Genomic DNA, 15,836 nt, shown 5'->3' with positions numbered 1-15,836 from the left:
CCATCATCATCCGCTACACCTCCATCTACTGAAGCTCAAACAGCCCTCAGCAGCAGCGCCACAGACAAGGCTACCACGACAAGCCCGGCGGCGACTTCGATCATCGGCATGACCCAGACCAGCGCACCAGCCTGTGCAATGCTGCGCATGATGCCGCCACGAAAGCCGCTGGCGGCGATGCCCACGGCAACCGTAACCGAAGCCGTGCCCAGCGCCATGGCGAACGCGCCTGCAATCCCGGCCATGGGAATGCCCATTTGCCACGTGATGATCAGAACAAACAAAGCGCCGGTACAAGGGCGCACAGCAATACCCGCGATCAGGATCAGCGCATCGCGTAAGTTTGTTGCCTGCTCCGCTTCTTCCAGCGACGGACCGTGGCGGTGGCCGCAGCTATCGCAGACCTCGGTGTGACCGTGGTGTGCGTGGTCATGTCCACTTGTCGCTTGCGCGCGCTGCAATCGGCGCAAGCCGCGCAGCACAAGCCACAACCCAATCGCCGCGATCATTGTATAGCTAAGCGGGGCCAACCAGTCCTCTGCCGCGCCGACCATCCGGTCACGCGTAAGACCCAGCAACCACAGCCCACCGTAGGCCAATACCACCGCAGTGACCGCTTGACCAAGGCTCGAAACCAGCGCGATGAGCGACAAGCGCAGCATCGGCACCGCGCGCGCCATGCCGTAACCGCCCACCAGCAGCTTCCCGTGGCCCGGCCCGATGGCGTGAAAGAACCCGTAGGCAAAACAACTGCCCAGCAGCAGCATATAGGCGCCGGCCTCACCGCCACGAAGGGCGCGCAGGGTGCGGGCGATGCCGTTTTGAAAATTACGTTGCTCTCCTGCCGCCCAGACACCGATCTGACTGAACCCGCCACTGAACCACAGGTACGCCAGCACGGCACTTGCCAGCAGAACGGCGATGGTTACAGCGCTGCGCATGTGATCCTGACTTCTGTTGCGAAGCGCGCGCCGATGTCGCTCAGGCCTGCGGCTTCCATGTCGTAGTCTTCAGGTAGCGCCGACAGTTCCGCCCTTGTCATGGAAAGCGCGCCCTCAATATCAGGCGCGTCGAGGGCAACTTCGCAGGTCGACGTGCCTTGTACGTCAACCGGCAGGCCGACTTCATAGGCGGTGTAGTAGGTGCCGTCATAGGGTCTGAAAATCGCAGGGCCGGTGACCTGAGTATTGCCTATCACTTCGCGGACATGGGTCGTGGTGATCTTGCCATCCTTGAATGACGCTGTCGCAGCGGAGGGCCCTGAAAACACAAGCGCTATCCCGTCAAGCTCGCCTACAAGATCGCCGTTGAAGCCTTCGACCCATTGCATATCAAATCCGGTCAGGGCGGCTGTATCAGCCTCGGTCAGTATGCCATCATAGTCGCTGTCAATTTCCATGTCTTCGGTCACCAGCAGTGAATACAGTTCGTCGTATTCCCACGTGACTTGCACATGGGTAAGCCTGTTCTGGTCATCCACAACAAAGGACAAACCGGTGTTCACAAAGATATGCGGATGCGCGCCCAAAGGAGCCGCAAGCATAGACAGACACAGGCAAACCACAGTTCTCATACCGCGCTACTTAGAACCATGCAGGGTGCGGTTCAATTGCCATATTGCCTAGAGAGCGGCGGCAATCAGCCGACCCAGCCGCTCAATACCCTCATCAATGGTTGCCTCATCCGTGCGGCTAAAGCTCAAGCGCATGCTATTGGCCCCCGATTCATCTGCGAAAAATGCATGCCCCGGCACAAAGGCCACCCGCTCTGACTGGAGCGATTGAGCGAGCAGATCGGCGCAGTTGATCTGTGTGGGGAGCTCAAGCCAGATGAACATGCCACCTTCGGGACGTGTCCATGTCACACCTTTCGGCATATGCGCTTCAAGAGCTGTCAGCATCCGGTCACGGCGCGCACGGTAGGCGGTCTTGATCTTGGCAACATGGCTGTCGAACTGGGCGTTGGCCACGGTCGCAATGGCCATCTGATTGATGCTCGAACTGTGCAGATCCGCCGCTTGCTTCAGCAGCACCAACTGGCTGATGACTTCTTGCGCGCCGCAGACCCAACCCACCCGCAGGCCCGGTGCCAACGTTTTGGAGAAACTCCCGCAATAGAGCGTGCGACAGGCGTTGATGTCACCTTTACGCTCTATCTCGCGCGCGAGAACGGGCGCGAGCGCCTCGCCTTCATAGCGCAGGCTTTGATAGGCGGCGTCTTCGATCACCGCGATGTCCAGCGCGTCGGCCAGATCAATCACCCGCTCACGCATGTCGGAGTCCAAAGTACGGCCCGTCGGATTGGCAAAATCTACCGACATATAGGCGAATTTTACGCGCCCCTCACCTGCCGCTTCGGCATAGTCAGCAGCAGATCGGTTTGTCTCTGGGTCAAGCCGGTCATAGCGCGGCTCATACGCGTTGAACGCGCCCAGCGCCCCCAGATATGTGGGCCAACCCAAAAGGGCAGTATCACCAGGGCTGAGAAACAGCTTGCCCAGATAATCAAGCGCCTGCTGGGAGCCGGAGGTGATAAGCACATTGTCACGGGTGCAAGGGATGCCAAGACGGGCCATCTCCTCAACGATCCAGTCGCGCAGTGGGCCGTATCCTTCAGAGACAGAGTATTGCAGCGCCGTTGCTTGCATATCAGGCGTGAGGGCAGCGGCGAATGCTTCCTGAAAGGCTTCGGCAGGGAAAAGATCGGGATCAGGAATACCGCCGGCAAATGAGATAATATCAGGTTGGTCCAGCAGCTTGAGAAGCTCGCGAATTTCGCTGGCTTTCATGCGGTTGTTGCGTGTTGCGAAAATCTGATGCCAGTCCATCTGTTCCTCCCCGAAACTCACTGTGGAGCCACAAAGCACTGATTCCCAATTTAGGTCAATATATATGTCCTATAATTCCGAATCGGTCCTATCCTACCGCTCCAGATAGGCCAGCAAGCGGTTCTCAGTTGCGCGCAGACCTGATCGCCCAGCGTCAAAACCAGACAGCGCTTCTGCGCCTGTAAGCTCTATAACATCGGGGTGGGTTTAGCTGTTGCGTGCAACAGTCAGCATGTTGGCAAGACGGGCTGCAGCCGCGTCGGCCATCTGTCTTATTGTGGCGCCGCCTTTTCGCCGACTTCGAATGCCGCGACTGTGTCGGCCTACGTGCGGAATGTCTTTGCGGTAAGACCCTCCTCGCCAGTTCCTTCGGCGAAACAAGCATTCAGGGCTTGAGAACTGAGCATATGTGGTGCGCCGTCATTATCTAGCCACGTCAGCACTTCTGCGCCCGGCAGATCCCCGACTTTGTGCAGGACACGGCCCAATGTGCGATCCTTCACGTGGCAGCGGACTTTCTTTCCGCCCTTAGCAGTGTAGCATAATCCGATGCCGTCATCGCCCAAAGTGACATGCCGACGCCAGAGAGTCAGCGCTCCATAGCTGCCGTTTTGATCGGTGTATTCGGGATGGCCCACCCACATCGATGTGCGGTCGATCAGGGTTACAGCACAGGCCAGAGCGAACTCACGCTCGCTCGCGTCCTGTTCCAGATCGCGCGATACATGCTCCCTCAGACGAGGCAAGCTGTGTGCAAAAATCGTTGGGCTATCAAACTTGGTCTGCGCCTGCGCTTCGGCCCATTTTTCATGATACCTGTATTGTTTACGCGCACGGGCATCGCGACCAGCAGCCTGTAAGTACCCATTGGCCAGCGAGCGCATCCTGGCGTCTTAATAGGCTGGCGGCACCGCTAGCGCTTCGAGCCTTTTAACGCTCCGGCCCCCGTGCGATTGTGGTACCGTCAGGGGCGACATAGTTAAAGCCATGCTCACGCCACCCGCACTTCGGAGGAGAGTTTAAGCACCGCGCGCCCGTTTTCTTGTTCGATGAAAAAGGGCGGGATCATCGTCGCTGCCGTCACGGGTGACATCTGCCCCCTTGATGCTGCGCGTGATCTTGCGGGTATAGCTCTTTTGCATGATGCCTTCGCCGGTGTCATGTTGCGCCATTGCCGCCTCCTCATGCTTCAAGAAGACAACACACCTACAGGTTGCTTGGTTCCCGTCAGACGCGCCAGCGCAGAACGCGACGCTCCAACACGCCAATGATCGAAGACACTGCTACGCCCAGCGCCGACAGGATCACTACACCAGCAAAAAGACGTTCCAGATCATACAGGCTGCCCGCCTCTAGGATGTAGGCGCCGACACCGTATTGCGCGCCCAACATCTCTGCCGCGACCAGCAAGATAATCGCAATGGTGAGCGAGATGCGCAGCCCCGATAAAATGCCGGGCATTGCCCCGGGCAAGACAATCTTGCGCACGATGGACCACCACGACAGGCCAAAGCTTTGGCCCATGCGGATCAGCGTCCGGTCCACATTGTCCACGGCAGCGTAGGTTGCCACGACAGTCGGGGTGAAAGTACCAAAAGCGATCAGCGCGTATTTGGAGCCTTCATCAATGCCAAACCAGATCACAAAAAGAGGGAGCAGCGCGATTTTAGGTATTGGAAAAATCGCGGCGACCAGCGGCACCAATCCGGCGCGCACATAGGCGAACAGTCCGATCATCACACCAACGGCAATACCAACAATGGCACCCATAGTGGCGCCCACAGCCAGACGGCTGAGCGATGGCAGCAGATGTTTAAACAGCAAGCCGCTTTGCCAAAGTTCTACGAACGTGGCCAGCACGTCCGATGGTTTAGGCAAGGTCAGCGACGTGATCCAGCCACTGCGCGTGCCCCATTCGGCAAAGGCAATCAGCAATACAAAAACGGCGATGCCCACCCCCCGCACCCGCACAGGGGCAAACCCACCGCCGCGAAATGGAACCCGATCAGACATGAAGCAGCTCCGCATCTGCCGCTGCGGCTTCGTCCCGCATAAGGCTCCAAAGGTGCTGTTGCTGTGCGTCCAGCGCAGGATCGCCGTGTGCACGCGCCTCCAGCGGTGTGTCAATCTCGACAATCTCGCGGACTTCGCCGGGGCGGCGGGACAGCACGACAATCCGGTGGCCCAGCCGCACGGCCTCGGCCAGATTGTGAGTGACGTAGACGGCGGTGAAGGGCGCGCGCGTCCAAAGGTTTACAAGATCATCCATCAGCAGCTCTCGCGTCTGGCTGTCCAACGCCGAGAGCGGTTCATCCATGAGCATCACCGCAGGGTTGACCGCCAGTGCCCGCGCAATCGCCACACGCTGCTTCATCCCGCCCGACAATTGCTTGGGCAAGGCACCAGCAAAATCTGAAAGCCGCGTACGGGCAAGGACATCTACGATGATCTCTTGCTGGTTTGGCAGCTTGTGATCTTCCAGCACCAACGCCACATTCCCCTCGACGGTGCGCCAAGGCAGCAACGCAAAGTCTTGAAAAATGTATGTGAGTGCATTCAGGCAACCTTCGGGTGGACTGCCCAACTGACGTACAGCGCCTTGGGTCGGCTTTTCCAACCCGCCCAATAGACGGAGCAGGGTGGACTTACCACAGCCAGATGGCCCCACAATGCAGGTGATCCGACCGGACGGAACCTCTAGCGAGATATCTCGCAGAACAACTGTATCGCTATAACGGTGCGTCACCGCGTCGAGCTTCAGATCCATCTTGGTCTCCCAATTGAAAAGGCCGGACACTCAGGTCCGGCCCACCGCATCATTGTCAGGCGATCACGCGCCGACAGTTTCCACATAAGACGTATCAATCAGCGCATCCAGCGAGATATCTTTGCCCACCAGATCTTCGGACTGGAACCACTCTAGCTGATCGCGGACGGAGGCGACGTTCATCTTGCCCCCTTCGTTTAGGCGCATGGTTCCATTGATGATAGACGGTGCCGCCTTTTCGCGCGGGCGGTCAGTGTACACGTATTTGTGCAGCAGATCGACCATGGCATTCACGTCGCCATCGCCGCCATCGCGGGCGATCATGGCAGCGTTATAGTCGGCTACACCTTTGGAATAGGCGGCCACATAGTCTTGTGTCATCTGCTTTTCATCACGGGCATTTTTGGCCGAAGTGAACAGCGTTGTGACCTGATAATCCGGCAGATAGGTCGCCACATCGCCGACGATATGTACAGCACCCGAGCCTGCCAGCGGCTTTGCAATATGCGGCACGATGGACCACGCATCAATCTGGCCCGACTTCAGCGCGCCGATAATCGCGCCCACCTTTTGCAGCGGCTTGAACTGCAACGATATCCCTTCCGCTGCGGCCATTTTCGCGCCCATGTAATGGAAGGAGGAACCAGCGGTGCTGATCCCGTAGGACTTACCGTCCAACATACCCGGAGCCGTAATCCCTGATTTGAATGCAGCGCCCGATACAAGGAACTTCTGTCCGTCGATCCCAGCCTCTTCCTGCAACGCGCCGCCGATGACCTTGATCGCGCCCTTGTCCGCAAGTGACACAAGACCGCCCGAGATCGCCGTCACGGCATAGTCAACATCGCCAGAGGCAATGGCTACAGCCATGGGTTGCGCTGCCTGAAAGAACTTCAGCTCTACATCCATGCCGGCTTGTTTGAAATATTCACGCTCAACCGCAACAAATGTGCCTGCGTGGCTGGTGAAGCTGAGCGCGCCCAATACGATCTTGCGGCCCTGCGCAATTGCCGGCGCTGCCAGCCCCAATGCCGCAGCCGAGGCCGCAATACCGCCAAGTGTCTGGCGCCGTGTCAAAATAGTCATCTTCTATCCTCCCGAATTATTGTGTCACAGAGTGCCCCCTTCCTCTTTGCTAAGTCAAGCGCGCACCAGCTGCAGATCGCCAATTTGCCGCCCGGCCGATTGCCCTGCCCCGCGCAAGCCGCTATCAGCGTGCTAACCCCAGTAACCAAAGGCCGCTGCTCATGTCCTTCGATCGTTCAATCAAAATCGCTCCCTCCATCCTTGCCTCGGATTTCGCCAACTTCGGCGCGGAATGTGCGGCCGTCGAAGCGCAGGGCGCGGACTGGATCCACGTCGATGTAATGGACGGGCATTTCGTGCCGAACATCACTTTTGGTGCTGCGACGTGTGCCGCCATCCGCCCCCATATCAAGGGCGTGATGGACGTGCATTTGATGATCTCTCCGGTGGATGCCTACATTGAGGATTTCGCCCGCGCTGGTGCTGACTTCATCACCGCCCATGTCGAGGCTACCCCCCACATCCACCGCACCATGCAGGCCATCCGCGCGTCAGGTGCCAAAGCAGGCGTCGCGCTTAACCCCGGCACGCCGGCCGAAGCTGTGGTGCACCTGTTGGATATCACCGATCTCGTCTGCGTGATGACCGTGAACCCCGGCTTTGGTGGTCAGAAATTCATCGACATGACCGACAAGATCAAAACCCTGCGCAGCATGATCGGCGACCGCCCAGTACACATTGAGATCGACGGCGGCGTCGATCCCAAGACGGCCCCTATCGTCGCCGGTGCCGGTGCCGATGTGCTTGTGGCAGGTTCGGCCGTGTTCAAGGGTGGTTCGGTCCAAGACCCCGCGCCGTACGGCAGAAACATCCGCGCGATCCGCGAAGCCGCTTCAGGTGTTTACGTTTAAGCTAAGAACTCACCGAAAGGTGGTGATGAGCTGCCTAAGGCAGCTCATCCGCGAATGTTTCAATCATCTTATGCTTAAGCAGCTTGCCTGTGGGTGCAGCAGGCAACGCTGTCGTAAGCACGATGTGCTTCGGCCGTTTATATCCGGTCAGGCGTTCTTTGATAAATTGGCGCAGTTCCTCAACATCGGGCCTATCGGCATCTGACACCTGAACGAAAGCAAGCACTTCTTCGTCGCCGTCTTTCGTGCGTCCGACCACAGCACTTTGGATCACCTGCGGGTGGTCGTTCAGCGCTGCCTCTACTTCGGGCGGATAGACGTTAAAGCCGCCGTGAATGATCAGTTCCTTGGACCGACCGAGAATATACAGGCGGCCATCGTCATCGATCTTGCCCAGATCGCCAGTGTGCAGCCAACCGTCTGCATCCAACGCTTTTGCTGTCTCCACAGGGTTGCGGTAATAGCCCTTCATCACGTGTGGACCACGAACGAGGACTTCGCCTTCGTCGATGCCATTGCCGCCGGGAGCATCCGCATCAATGCGCGCTTCCGTTCCGGGCGTAATAGGTCCGACAGAGATGTCCGGGGAGCCGATGGGGTTGTCTGTGGCCGACGCGCCCGAGGCTGTCTCGGTCATGCCGAACCCGTTTTGCAATGGCAACTCATAGAACGCCTCTGCCTTGCGCTTCCACGATGGGTCAAGCGGCGCACCGCCCGACGAGACGTACCTCAGCTTGGGCGCGCCAAGACGCTGCATGCCCTGCTCTTTGGTATACTGCATGACCAGCGCGTGCATCTGCGGCACCGCGGGAATGATCGTTACCCCGTCCATCGCTGCCTGATACAGCTTTTGTGCCGAAAACCGTGCTTCGGTCATTACGTGCGCACCTGTATAGCACGCCCCCGTCAGAACCGAGATCAGACCGAAAACATGGCTCATCGGCAGCGCGCCATAAACAACATCATCCGGCGTCATGCGCCGCAGCTTGCTTGACGCTGTGCCGCCAAAGCGGACGTTGTCATGGGTCAGCATCACACCTTTGGGGTCACCCGTCGTGCCCGTTGTATAAAGCAGCACCGCAACCCCTTCGAGAACGGGATCAGGGTCTGGCGCCCGCTTGGCCAACAACAGCGTGCCGAAAGCGCCTGTAATCTCTTCAGCTCCCATCCGCGCGCCGTGAGCGGTCGCATCAGGCGAGATATGTCCCGTCATCACGATAGCGGCAGGCGTTGCGTGTTTGACCACACGCTCGACTTCGGCTTCGGTCTGGCGCGCGTTGAACGGGATGATCACCGCGCCAATTCTCCATGCCGCATGTAAGGTTGCTACCGCAGCTGCGCAGTTTTCAACCAGCAAAAGTACGCGGTCATTGCGCTGTACACCCGCTGCACGCAGATGATCGGCCAGATCCTCACTGGCGCGATCGAACTCTGCATAGCTCCAGTGAACCCCGCTTGAATCGCTCAGCGCGGTACTATCAGGGGCGACCTTTACGCGGTCCTTCAAAAAATCTTCTACCCGTGCCATCAGGCATCCTCCCAGATCAGTAATTTTAGCCTGTTAGCTGTAATTCGGGCTACGCTTTTCCAAGAAAGCAGCAATGCCTTCAGCAGCCTCCGGCGCACCGGTCGCATAGCCCATCGCATCGCGTTCGTGATCAAGCTGTTCTGCTTCTGTCACGTCATAAGCAGCCGCAACCATCTTGCGAATGGCCGCCTGCGCATCACGTGGGCCGTCAGCAAAACGGTCCGCATACTTCTGCGCGGTGCCCATGGTTCGGCCAGCTTCGGTAAGGGTATTTACCACCCCAAGCGCATGCATCCGCTCTGCCAGAACCGGCTGGGCCAACATACACATTTCCATCGATAGCTGGCGCGGTATGGCACGTGCCAGATGGGCGGTGAGCCCGCCATCGGGAACAAGCCCGGCCTTTACGTAAGCCGCGACAAACTTCGCGCCTTGCGCTGCGACAATGATATCACAAGCCAGCGCAAAGCTAAGACCGGCCCCCGCAGCGCCACCTTCTACGGCAGCGATGATGGGAACAGGACAGGCCCGCATCGCGCGGATTACATCGTGCAGACCGTCAATGCCTGCGCGCCGCTCATCCTCAGGCATACCCTGCCGCGAGATCAGTACATTCAAATCGCCGCCCGCGCAAAAGAACGGTCCCTCCGACGTCAGAATAATCGAGCGGATGCGCCGCTCTTTGGCCAATTCGCAAGCCTCCAGGATACAGGCATAAAGCTCCGGCGACAGTGCGCCGCGCTTTTCCGTATTGCCGTTCCAAATGATCAAGCGGTCGCCTGCGTCTTCCATGCGTGCGCCCATGGCGGTTCTCCCTGTTAAGTCAATTTTTCCGGCGGGACGCGTTTGAACACCCCCGTCGATGTGGCCACCAATGTGCCATCCTCGTGCCGCAGCTCGGCTGAGATGAACAGCAGGCTGCGCCCTCCGCCCATGACAGTTCCGGTTGCGGTCATCCGCCCCGTTCTGCCCGAGCCCACAAACTGCGTGTTCATCGACACCGTCAAAAACGGTGCCTTCCCGCTGGCATCCACAGTAAGCGAGCCGGTTGTGCCGCTCGCATTATCCAGAAGGGTCACAGCAATACCGCCATGCAGCGCGCCGTGACGGTTGAGGTGCTGCTCTCCTACATTAAGGTAGCAGCGTCCGTGGGCAGGGTCGCGGACATCCACCACATACCCCACCAAGCTTTGGGTGCCGGTCTCACCATGGATGAAACCGGCTTCTGTTTTAGGCTGCTGCGAGGGCAATGAAACGCTCCAGATGGTGATCCACATCGCCAAAACGGTGATCGGCCATGATGATACGCTTGGCGATATGGGCCAGTTCGTATTCTTGCGTCATGGCGATACCACCGTGCAGCTGGATGCTTTCTTCGCCTACCAGACGACCAACGCGGCCGATCAAGTTTTTAGCAGCGGAAACATGGCGCTCACGCGTGCAACGCTCATGCTCAAGATGACCGGCTACAATGATGACGGCAGAACGGGCCTGCTCCATCTCAATCAGCAGGTCAGAGAAGCGGTGCGCTAGCGCCTGGAACGTCCCGATGGGGCGACCAAACTGCTTGCGCGTGCCAAGATAGTCTTTGGTGAGATAGCAAGCTGTCTCCATCGCGCCCAGCGTTTCAGCCGTTTGAGCAACACTTGCCGCCGCAATACGCGCTTCGATCGCAGGAGAAGCTGCACCAGCCGCGCCAAGACGCGCAGACGCAGGCACAGCCACATCATCAAGCGTAACCTCAGCAGCGCGACCACCAGCCAACAGGGCATAGCCCTGAACCGTCAGCCCTTTGGCACCTTTCGGCACGAGGAACAGAGAGATGCCATCTGCATCGTCCTGACCACCGCTTTCGCGCGCGGAAACCACCAGCATATCGGCGGCTTCGGCGTTCACGACCACAGCCTTGCGACCGTTCAGGATCATCTCATCGCCCTTCACGGTTGCAGTTGTGCCAACACGTGTCAGGTCATAACGGCTGGTCGGCTCACCATGGGCAAAGGCCAGTTGCAGGGAGCCTGCAATGATCTCTTCCACGTGCGCCTGCTGGTCGTCATTGCCCAGATCAGCGATCAAGCCACCGGCCAGAACCGCCGTATCAAGGAATGGCTCAACCACGCCTGCGCGGCCCAGCTCTTCGAATACCACGGCAAGGTCAAAGCCCTTACCGCCAAAACCGCCCTGCTCTTCGGTGAAGAGCGCGCCGATGACGCCAAGTTCGGCCAGTTCGGCCCAGATCTCGGTGGACATGCCGCTGTCGCTTTCCAAAATCTTGTTGCGTGTCGCCGTATCATAGCGGTCCCGCAGGAAGCGACGCAGGCTGTCTTGCAGCATTTTCCGCTCTTCTGTCAGATCAAAATTCATAGCCCTTAGCTCCCCATCGTTACTTTTGCGATGATCCCGCGCTGGATCTCGTTGGACCCCCCGAAGATCGACAATTTGCGGTTGTTGAAATACTTCGCCGCGACCGGACCAGCGTCCAGCGGATCGGGCAGCATTTCATTTGAGCCTTCGACAGCTTCTGACGCAAACGGCATCGCGTATGCGCCTGCAGCACGGCGTGCCAGATCGTTGATTTCCTGACGGATAATCGTACCTTTGACCTTGAGCATGGAGGATTCGACACCCGGTGCCTGACCCGCTGCCGCTTTTGAAACGATGCGCATGTTGGTTGTAGACATCGCCATCAAATCAATCTCAACCTGCGCCACGCGCGCTGCGAAATGCGGGTTCTCGATGAGGGGCTTGCCGCCCGCCATCTCGGACTTTGCCAGACGCTTGACTGATGCAAGACCTGCCTGAGAGAAACCAACGCCCGCGATGTTTGTCCGCTCATGGGTCAGCAGGAACTTGGCGTAGGTCCAACCCTTGTTCTCTTCACCCACAAGGTTTTCAACAGGTACTTCAACGTCGGTAAACCAAACTTCGTTCACCTCAGGTGTACCATCGAGCAGGATGATCGGGCGCACTTCAATACCTGGCGTGTCCATATCAATGAGCAGGAAGGAAATGCCTTCTTGCTGCTTCACGTCCTTGTCCGTCCGCACGAGGCAGAAGATCATGTTTGCGTGCTGGCCAAGCGTGGTCCAACTCTTCTGGCCGTTCACAACATAATGCGTGCCCGCTTCATTCTTGACCGCAGTTGTTTTCAGTGAGGCCAGGTCGGAACCCGCACCTGGCTCTGAATAGCCCTGACACCACCAGTCCTCACCGGAAAGGATACGCGGCAGCCAATAGTCGTTCTGCTCTTGGGAACCGAAGTTCTGCAAAACGGGGGCTAGCATACCCAAACCGAACGGCACGATACGTGGCGCAGAAACCATTGCGGCCTCTTCTTCGAAAATGTGCTTTTGCACAGCATTCCACTCGGCGCCGCCGAATTTCTTGGGCCAGTTCGGCGCAAGCCAGCCTTTGTCGTTCAGCGTTGCGTGCCAATGCTCCATGTCAGCCTTGGTCAGTTCACCCTTGCCGCGCACTTTAGCTTGCATTTCAGGGGTGACTTTTTCCTCCAAAAACGCACGCACTTCGTCGCGGAATGCCTTCTCTTCGTCAGAATAGCTCAGATCCATTTCCTGTTCCTCTTACAAATCCATTCGGTACCGTTTGGCGTTACTTAGCGCTTTCGCGGTTTAGGTCTTCAAAACTGCGGCCATCGGCCACAAGCTTTTCAAGCAAGGCGCTTGGTTGCCAGAACCATGCATCGTCTTGCGCAAAACGCTTAATATCAGCCAGGATAGCGGGCAGGCCCTGCAAATCAGCCCATTTCAGCGGCCCGCCCCAATAACGCGGAAAGCCGTAGCCAAAGAGCAGAACCATATCCACGTCAGCAGGGCGTCGGGCGATGCCCTCGTCCACCACTTTTGCGGCCTCGTTCACCATGGCACACATGTAGCGCCTGACAATCTCCTGATCACTGAAATCACGTGGCGTAATTTTCAGCTCCGCCTGCTCTTCGGCGATGAGTTCAGGGATTTTCGGATTGGGCACGCTGGCGCGCTGGCCCTTTTCATAAAGGTAATAACCCTCGCCCGTTTTCTGGCCGAAATGACCCTGCTCGCAGAGCTTATCGATGTAGGTGGGCACGCGTTCTTCGGGATGGCGGTTTGGCGCTTTGCGCTTGCGGGTCATCCAGCCGATATCAAGGCCGGCAAGGTCCGCCACAGCAAACGGCCCCATAGCAAAGCCGAAGCCCGTCAGCGCCCGGTCAATCTGGTAAGGTGAGGCGCCGTCAAGCACCATATGATCCGCCGCCGTGCGGTAGACCGCAAGAATACGGTTGCCGATGAACCCGTCACAGACGCCGGCGCGAACCGATATCTTGCCCAGTTGTTTACCCAGATCAAAGCCAGTCGCGACAACGTCTGCAGCCGTCTTATCTGCCACAACAACTTCCAGCAGCTTCATCACGTGTGCAGGTGAGAAAAAGTGTAGCCCGATCACATCAGCAGGCCGCGAAGTCGAGGCGGCGATTTCGTCTACGTCCAGATAGGAAGTGTTGGAGGCCAAAATGGCGCCGGGTTTGCACACAGCGTCCAGCTTGCCAAAGACCTCTTTCTTGACAGCCATATCCTCGAACACCGCCTCAATCACCAGATCGACCTGCGCGAGGCTGTCATAGTTGACGGCCACAGTAAGTGCTTGGGTGGTGAGCGCGTCAAACTGGGCTTGGGCAATTTTGCCACGCTTGAGCGCGCCTGTTAGGTTGCCTTCAATCCGGCTTCTCGCGGCGCTGGCTTGCTCTTCGCCTGTCTCGATCAACACCACCTGAAACTGCGCCAAGAGGGCTGCCGTTGCGATACCAGCGCCCATGGTGCCTCCGCCGATCACCCCGATGGCCTGAAGCGCGCGCGGCGCGACCTCTTTCAGCTCGGCCAGGTTGCTTACAGCACGTTCATTGAAGAAGGCATGGATCATGCCACAGCTTTGGTCGCTTTGCAGCATTTCCATGAACAGTTCACGCTCACGCTTCATGCCTTCAGCAAACGGCAGCTCGGACGCCGCTTGGACGGCACGTACGGCGACACCAGGGCTGATCTGGCCACGCGCTTTTTGCAGGGCACCTTCATGGGCGGCATCCCAATCAATTGGTTCTGCCGCAGGTAAGTCAGAAACAACACGACGCGGCGCGACCGCTCCGATCAAATCCATCGCATAGGCAAGACCAACCTCTTGTGGGTCGCCTTCATCAATCTTGTCGATGATGCCGATCTCCAGCGCCTCTGCGGCTTTGAGTTGCCGTCCAGAAGTGATCACTTCGATCGCTTTGTTCGCTCCGGTCAGGCGCGGCAAGCGCTGTGTGCCACCGGCACCAGGCAACAGCCCCAAATGCACTTCCGGCAAGCCAACCCGCGCACTTGGCTGTGCGATGCGGTAGTGCGCACCCAGAGCAATCTCGAGGCCACCACCAAGAGAGACACCATGCATCGAGGCGATCACCAGCAATGCTGAGCTTTCGATCCGCGCACAAAGGTCCCCGAGGAAGGGCACCATTGGAGGTTTGCCAAACTCGGTTATGTCCGCGCCCGCGATAAACGCACGACCGTCGCCCACAATTACAACTGCTTTGATTGCGGGATCAACTTCTGCGCGGTCCATGCCATCAGATAAGCCCTGACGTACAGCTTGCGATAGGGCGTTGACCGGTGGGTTTTGGATGCGCAAAACGGCGACAGGGCCATGTACAGAAAAAGATACGGGATCGGACATTGGTTTCTCCATTTTATTATCCTCGGCGGCTCAGCGCGGGGGCGCGTCCGCTGCGATTTTCGAGTTCTTTTACAAGCGCATGCAAGGCGGGGCCGACGTCATCCCGCATGCGTTGGCGGGGAAGCGTGGCGGGTGTTCCACCACACGTGAATGCGACGGATTCACCGAATTCATTGGCATAATAAGGTACGCTCACCGCATTGACGGTGCTAGCATAGCGTGTGGCCTCGGGGGCAATTACAAAGCCCCGCGCAAGCAATTGATCGCAACCTAGCTGCCGAAAGACGTGCATATTCTCGTCCGGATCTATCGCGGAGAACCATTCATCATCTAAAGCGGCAAGATAGGCCATCCCGGAGGACGATCCATGCAGCGGAATGCGGTGGCCTGGCTCCAACCAGATGGCTGAAGCGGTTGCTGGGCGCCAAGTACGCATCAGCAACATCCGGTCCGTATCCCGCACCGAAATCAAAGCTAGGGTGCCTGTCTTATCCGCCAAGCGCTGCATCTCATCGCTCACCATATCGACAAAGCCGACAGAGACTGATGCTACCGAGCCCAGCACAATCGCTGCCGGACCGAGCCGGAAGCGATCATTACGTCCGCCATGGCTCAGATATCCCAACTCGCAAAGTGTATAGGTGAGGCGCGAGATAGTAGGCTTGGGTAGTCCAGTGCGTTCGGAAATCTGCGCATGAGTCAGACCATTGTCGCTGGCTCGAAACGTCCGCAGAACGTCAAGCCCACGAGCAAGCGTGTTCGCAAATTTGCGGTCTGTAACGTAGCTTGTCATAGGGCGACCAGAGGAATGAAATCTAATACCATAGAAATGGACATAATCAGGATCGCTGCGATGATGTCCACAGTCAACTTGCGGAACAGCGTTCCGAAAATGGTCGTTCCGCAACGTTCAATCTAAAATTTCGAGAATCAGATGCGTATGTGACCGTTATTGAGCCACTAGAACCTGTTGGCGCCACGTACTACAGCGTGAGATCTGAAGAATCTCTTTAGCGGTGGGCTCTGTAAGTTGGTGTTCTATTGGCACGCAAAAGCCCCGCAGGAATTAAC

At 58.0% G+C, this 15,836-nt stretch carries 16 protein-coding genes; 1 reads left to right on the top strand and 15 read right to left on the bottom strand.

Features of this window, described 5'->3' with window-relative positions:
* Positions 1-35: 35 nt before the first annotated feature.
* The 8 genes from V7730_RS15505 to V7730_RS15470 all read right to left on the bottom strand — a co-directional run bounded on the left by V7730_RS15505 (position 36) and on the right by V7730_RS15470 (position 6,680).
* Positions 36-941 (bottom strand): nickel/cobalt transporter, encoded by a 906-nt coding sequence (locus tag V7730_RS15505; RefSeq protein WP_335748506.1) that lies wholly within the window; start codon positions 939-941, stop codon positions 36-38.
* The gene (locus V7730_RS15500) at positions 926-1,573 is read right to left on the bottom strand and encodes a DUF1007 family protein (RefSeq protein ID WP_335748505.1); all 648 of its coding nucleotides are present in this window, start codon (positions 1,571-1,573) and stop codon (positions 926-928) included. Before V7730_RS15500 ends, V7730_RS15505 begins: the two co-directional genes overlap by 16 nt.
* Positions 1,574-1,621: 48 nt before the next feature.
* The gene (locus V7730_RS15495) at positions 1,622-2,827 is read right to left on the bottom strand and encodes an aminotransferase-like domain-containing protein (protein ID WP_335748504.1); all 1,206 of its coding nucleotides are present in this window, start codon (positions 2,825-2,827) and stop codon (positions 1,622-1,624) included.
* Between the two features lie 323 nt (positions 2,828-3,150).
* Positions 3,151-3,711: a hypothetical protein gene (locus V7730_RS15490; protein WP_335748503.1), complete on the bottom strand. Its 561-nt coding sequence runs from the start codon at positions 3,709-3,711 to the stop codon at positions 3,151-3,153.
* A gap of 135 nt (positions 3,712-3,846) precedes the next feature.
* Entirely contained in the window at positions 3,847-3,999 is a 153-nt protein-coding gene (locus V7730_RS15485; protein WP_335748502.1) for a hypothetical protein, read from the bottom strand.
* A 55-nt stretch (positions 4,000-4,054) separates the two neighbouring features.
* Positions 4,055-4,840, bottom strand: coding sequence for an ABC transporter permease (locus V7730_RS15480; protein WP_335748501.1), 786 nt, complete (start codon positions 4,838-4,840; stop codon positions 4,055-4,057).
* On the bottom strand, positions 4,833-5,594 hold the full coding sequence (locus tag V7730_RS15475; RefSeq protein WP_335748500.1) for an ABC transporter ATP-binding protein: 762 nt from the start codon (positions 5,592-5,594) through the stop codon (positions 4,833-4,835). Before V7730_RS15475 ends, V7730_RS15480 begins: the two co-directional genes overlap by 8 nt.
* 63 nt (positions 5,595-5,657) lie before the next feature.
* Complete coding sequence (locus tag V7730_RS15470; RefSeq protein WP_335748499.1) at positions 5,658-6,680, bottom strand: ABC transporter substrate-binding protein; 1,023 nt, start codon at positions 6,678-6,680, stop codon at positions 5,658-5,660.
* Between the two features lie 161 nt (positions 6,681-6,841).
* Between V7730_RS15470 and rpe the strand changes: the two genes are divergently transcribed.
* Positions 6,842-7,531, top strand: coding sequence for a ribulose-phosphate 3-epimerase (gene rpe / locus V7730_RS15465; RefSeq protein WP_335748498.1), 690 nt, complete (start codon positions 6,842-6,844; stop codon positions 7,529-7,531).
* Between the two features lie 34 nt (positions 7,532-7,565).
* Here the strand turns inward: rpe and V7730_RS15460 are convergent, their stop codons facing one another.
* From V7730_RS15460 to V7730_RS15430, 7 genes are read right to left on the bottom strand one after another with little or no spacing between them, the layout of a single operon-like run.
* Positions 7,566-9,059, bottom strand: a complete 1,494-nt coding sequence (locus V7730_RS15460; protein WP_335748497.1) for a class I adenylate-forming enzyme family protein — start codon at positions 9,057-9,059, stop codon at positions 7,566-7,568.
* A 33-nt stretch (positions 9,060-9,092) separates the two neighbouring features.
* Positions 9,093-9,863: an oxepin-CoA hydrolase, alternative type gene (locus V7730_RS15455; protein WP_335748496.1), complete on the bottom strand. Its 771-nt coding sequence runs from the start codon at positions 9,861-9,863 to the stop codon at positions 9,093-9,095.
* Positions 9,864-9,877: 14 nt separating this feature from the next.
* Complete coding sequence (locus tag V7730_RS15450; protein WP_335748495.1) at positions 9,878-10,309, bottom strand: PaaI family thioesterase; 432 nt, start codon at positions 10,307-10,309, stop codon at positions 9,878-9,880.
* On the bottom strand, positions 10,290-11,423 hold the full coding sequence (locus V7730_RS15445; RefSeq protein WP_335748494.1) for an acyl-CoA dehydrogenase family protein: 1,134 nt from the start codon (positions 11,421-11,423) through the stop codon (positions 10,290-10,292). Before V7730_RS15445 ends, V7730_RS15450 begins: the two co-directional genes overlap by 20 nt.
* Positions 11,424-11,428: 5 nt before the next feature.
* The gene (locus V7730_RS15440) at positions 11,429-12,628 is read right to left on the bottom strand and encodes an acyl-CoA dehydrogenase family protein (protein ID WP_335748493.1); all 1,200 of its coding nucleotides are present in this window, start codon (positions 12,626-12,628) and stop codon (positions 11,429-11,431) included.
* Positions 12,629-12,668: 40 nt separating this feature from the next.
* Positions 12,669-14,765 (bottom strand): 3-hydroxyacyl-CoA dehydrogenase NAD-binding domain-containing protein, encoded by a 2,097-nt coding sequence (locus V7730_RS15435; RefSeq protein ID WP_335748492.1) that lies wholly within the window; start codon positions 14,763-14,765, stop codon positions 12,669-12,671.
* Positions 14,766-14,781: 16 nt separating this feature from the next.
* Positions 14,782-15,558, bottom strand: coding sequence for an IclR family transcriptional regulator (locus V7730_RS15430; protein ID WP_335748491.1), 777 nt, complete (start codon positions 15,556-15,558; stop codon positions 14,782-14,784).
* Between the last annotated feature and the right edge of the window lie 278 nt (positions 15,559-15,836).

Origin of the sequence: Sulfitobacter sp. (genome assembly GCF_036961165.1) — a bacterium.
In the GTDB taxonomy this organism is placed as follows: Bacteria; Pseudomonadota; Alphaproteobacteria; order Rhodobacterales; family Rhodobacteraceae; genus Sulfitobacter.
This window is presented reverse-complemented; position numbering and strand designations above follow the sequence as displayed.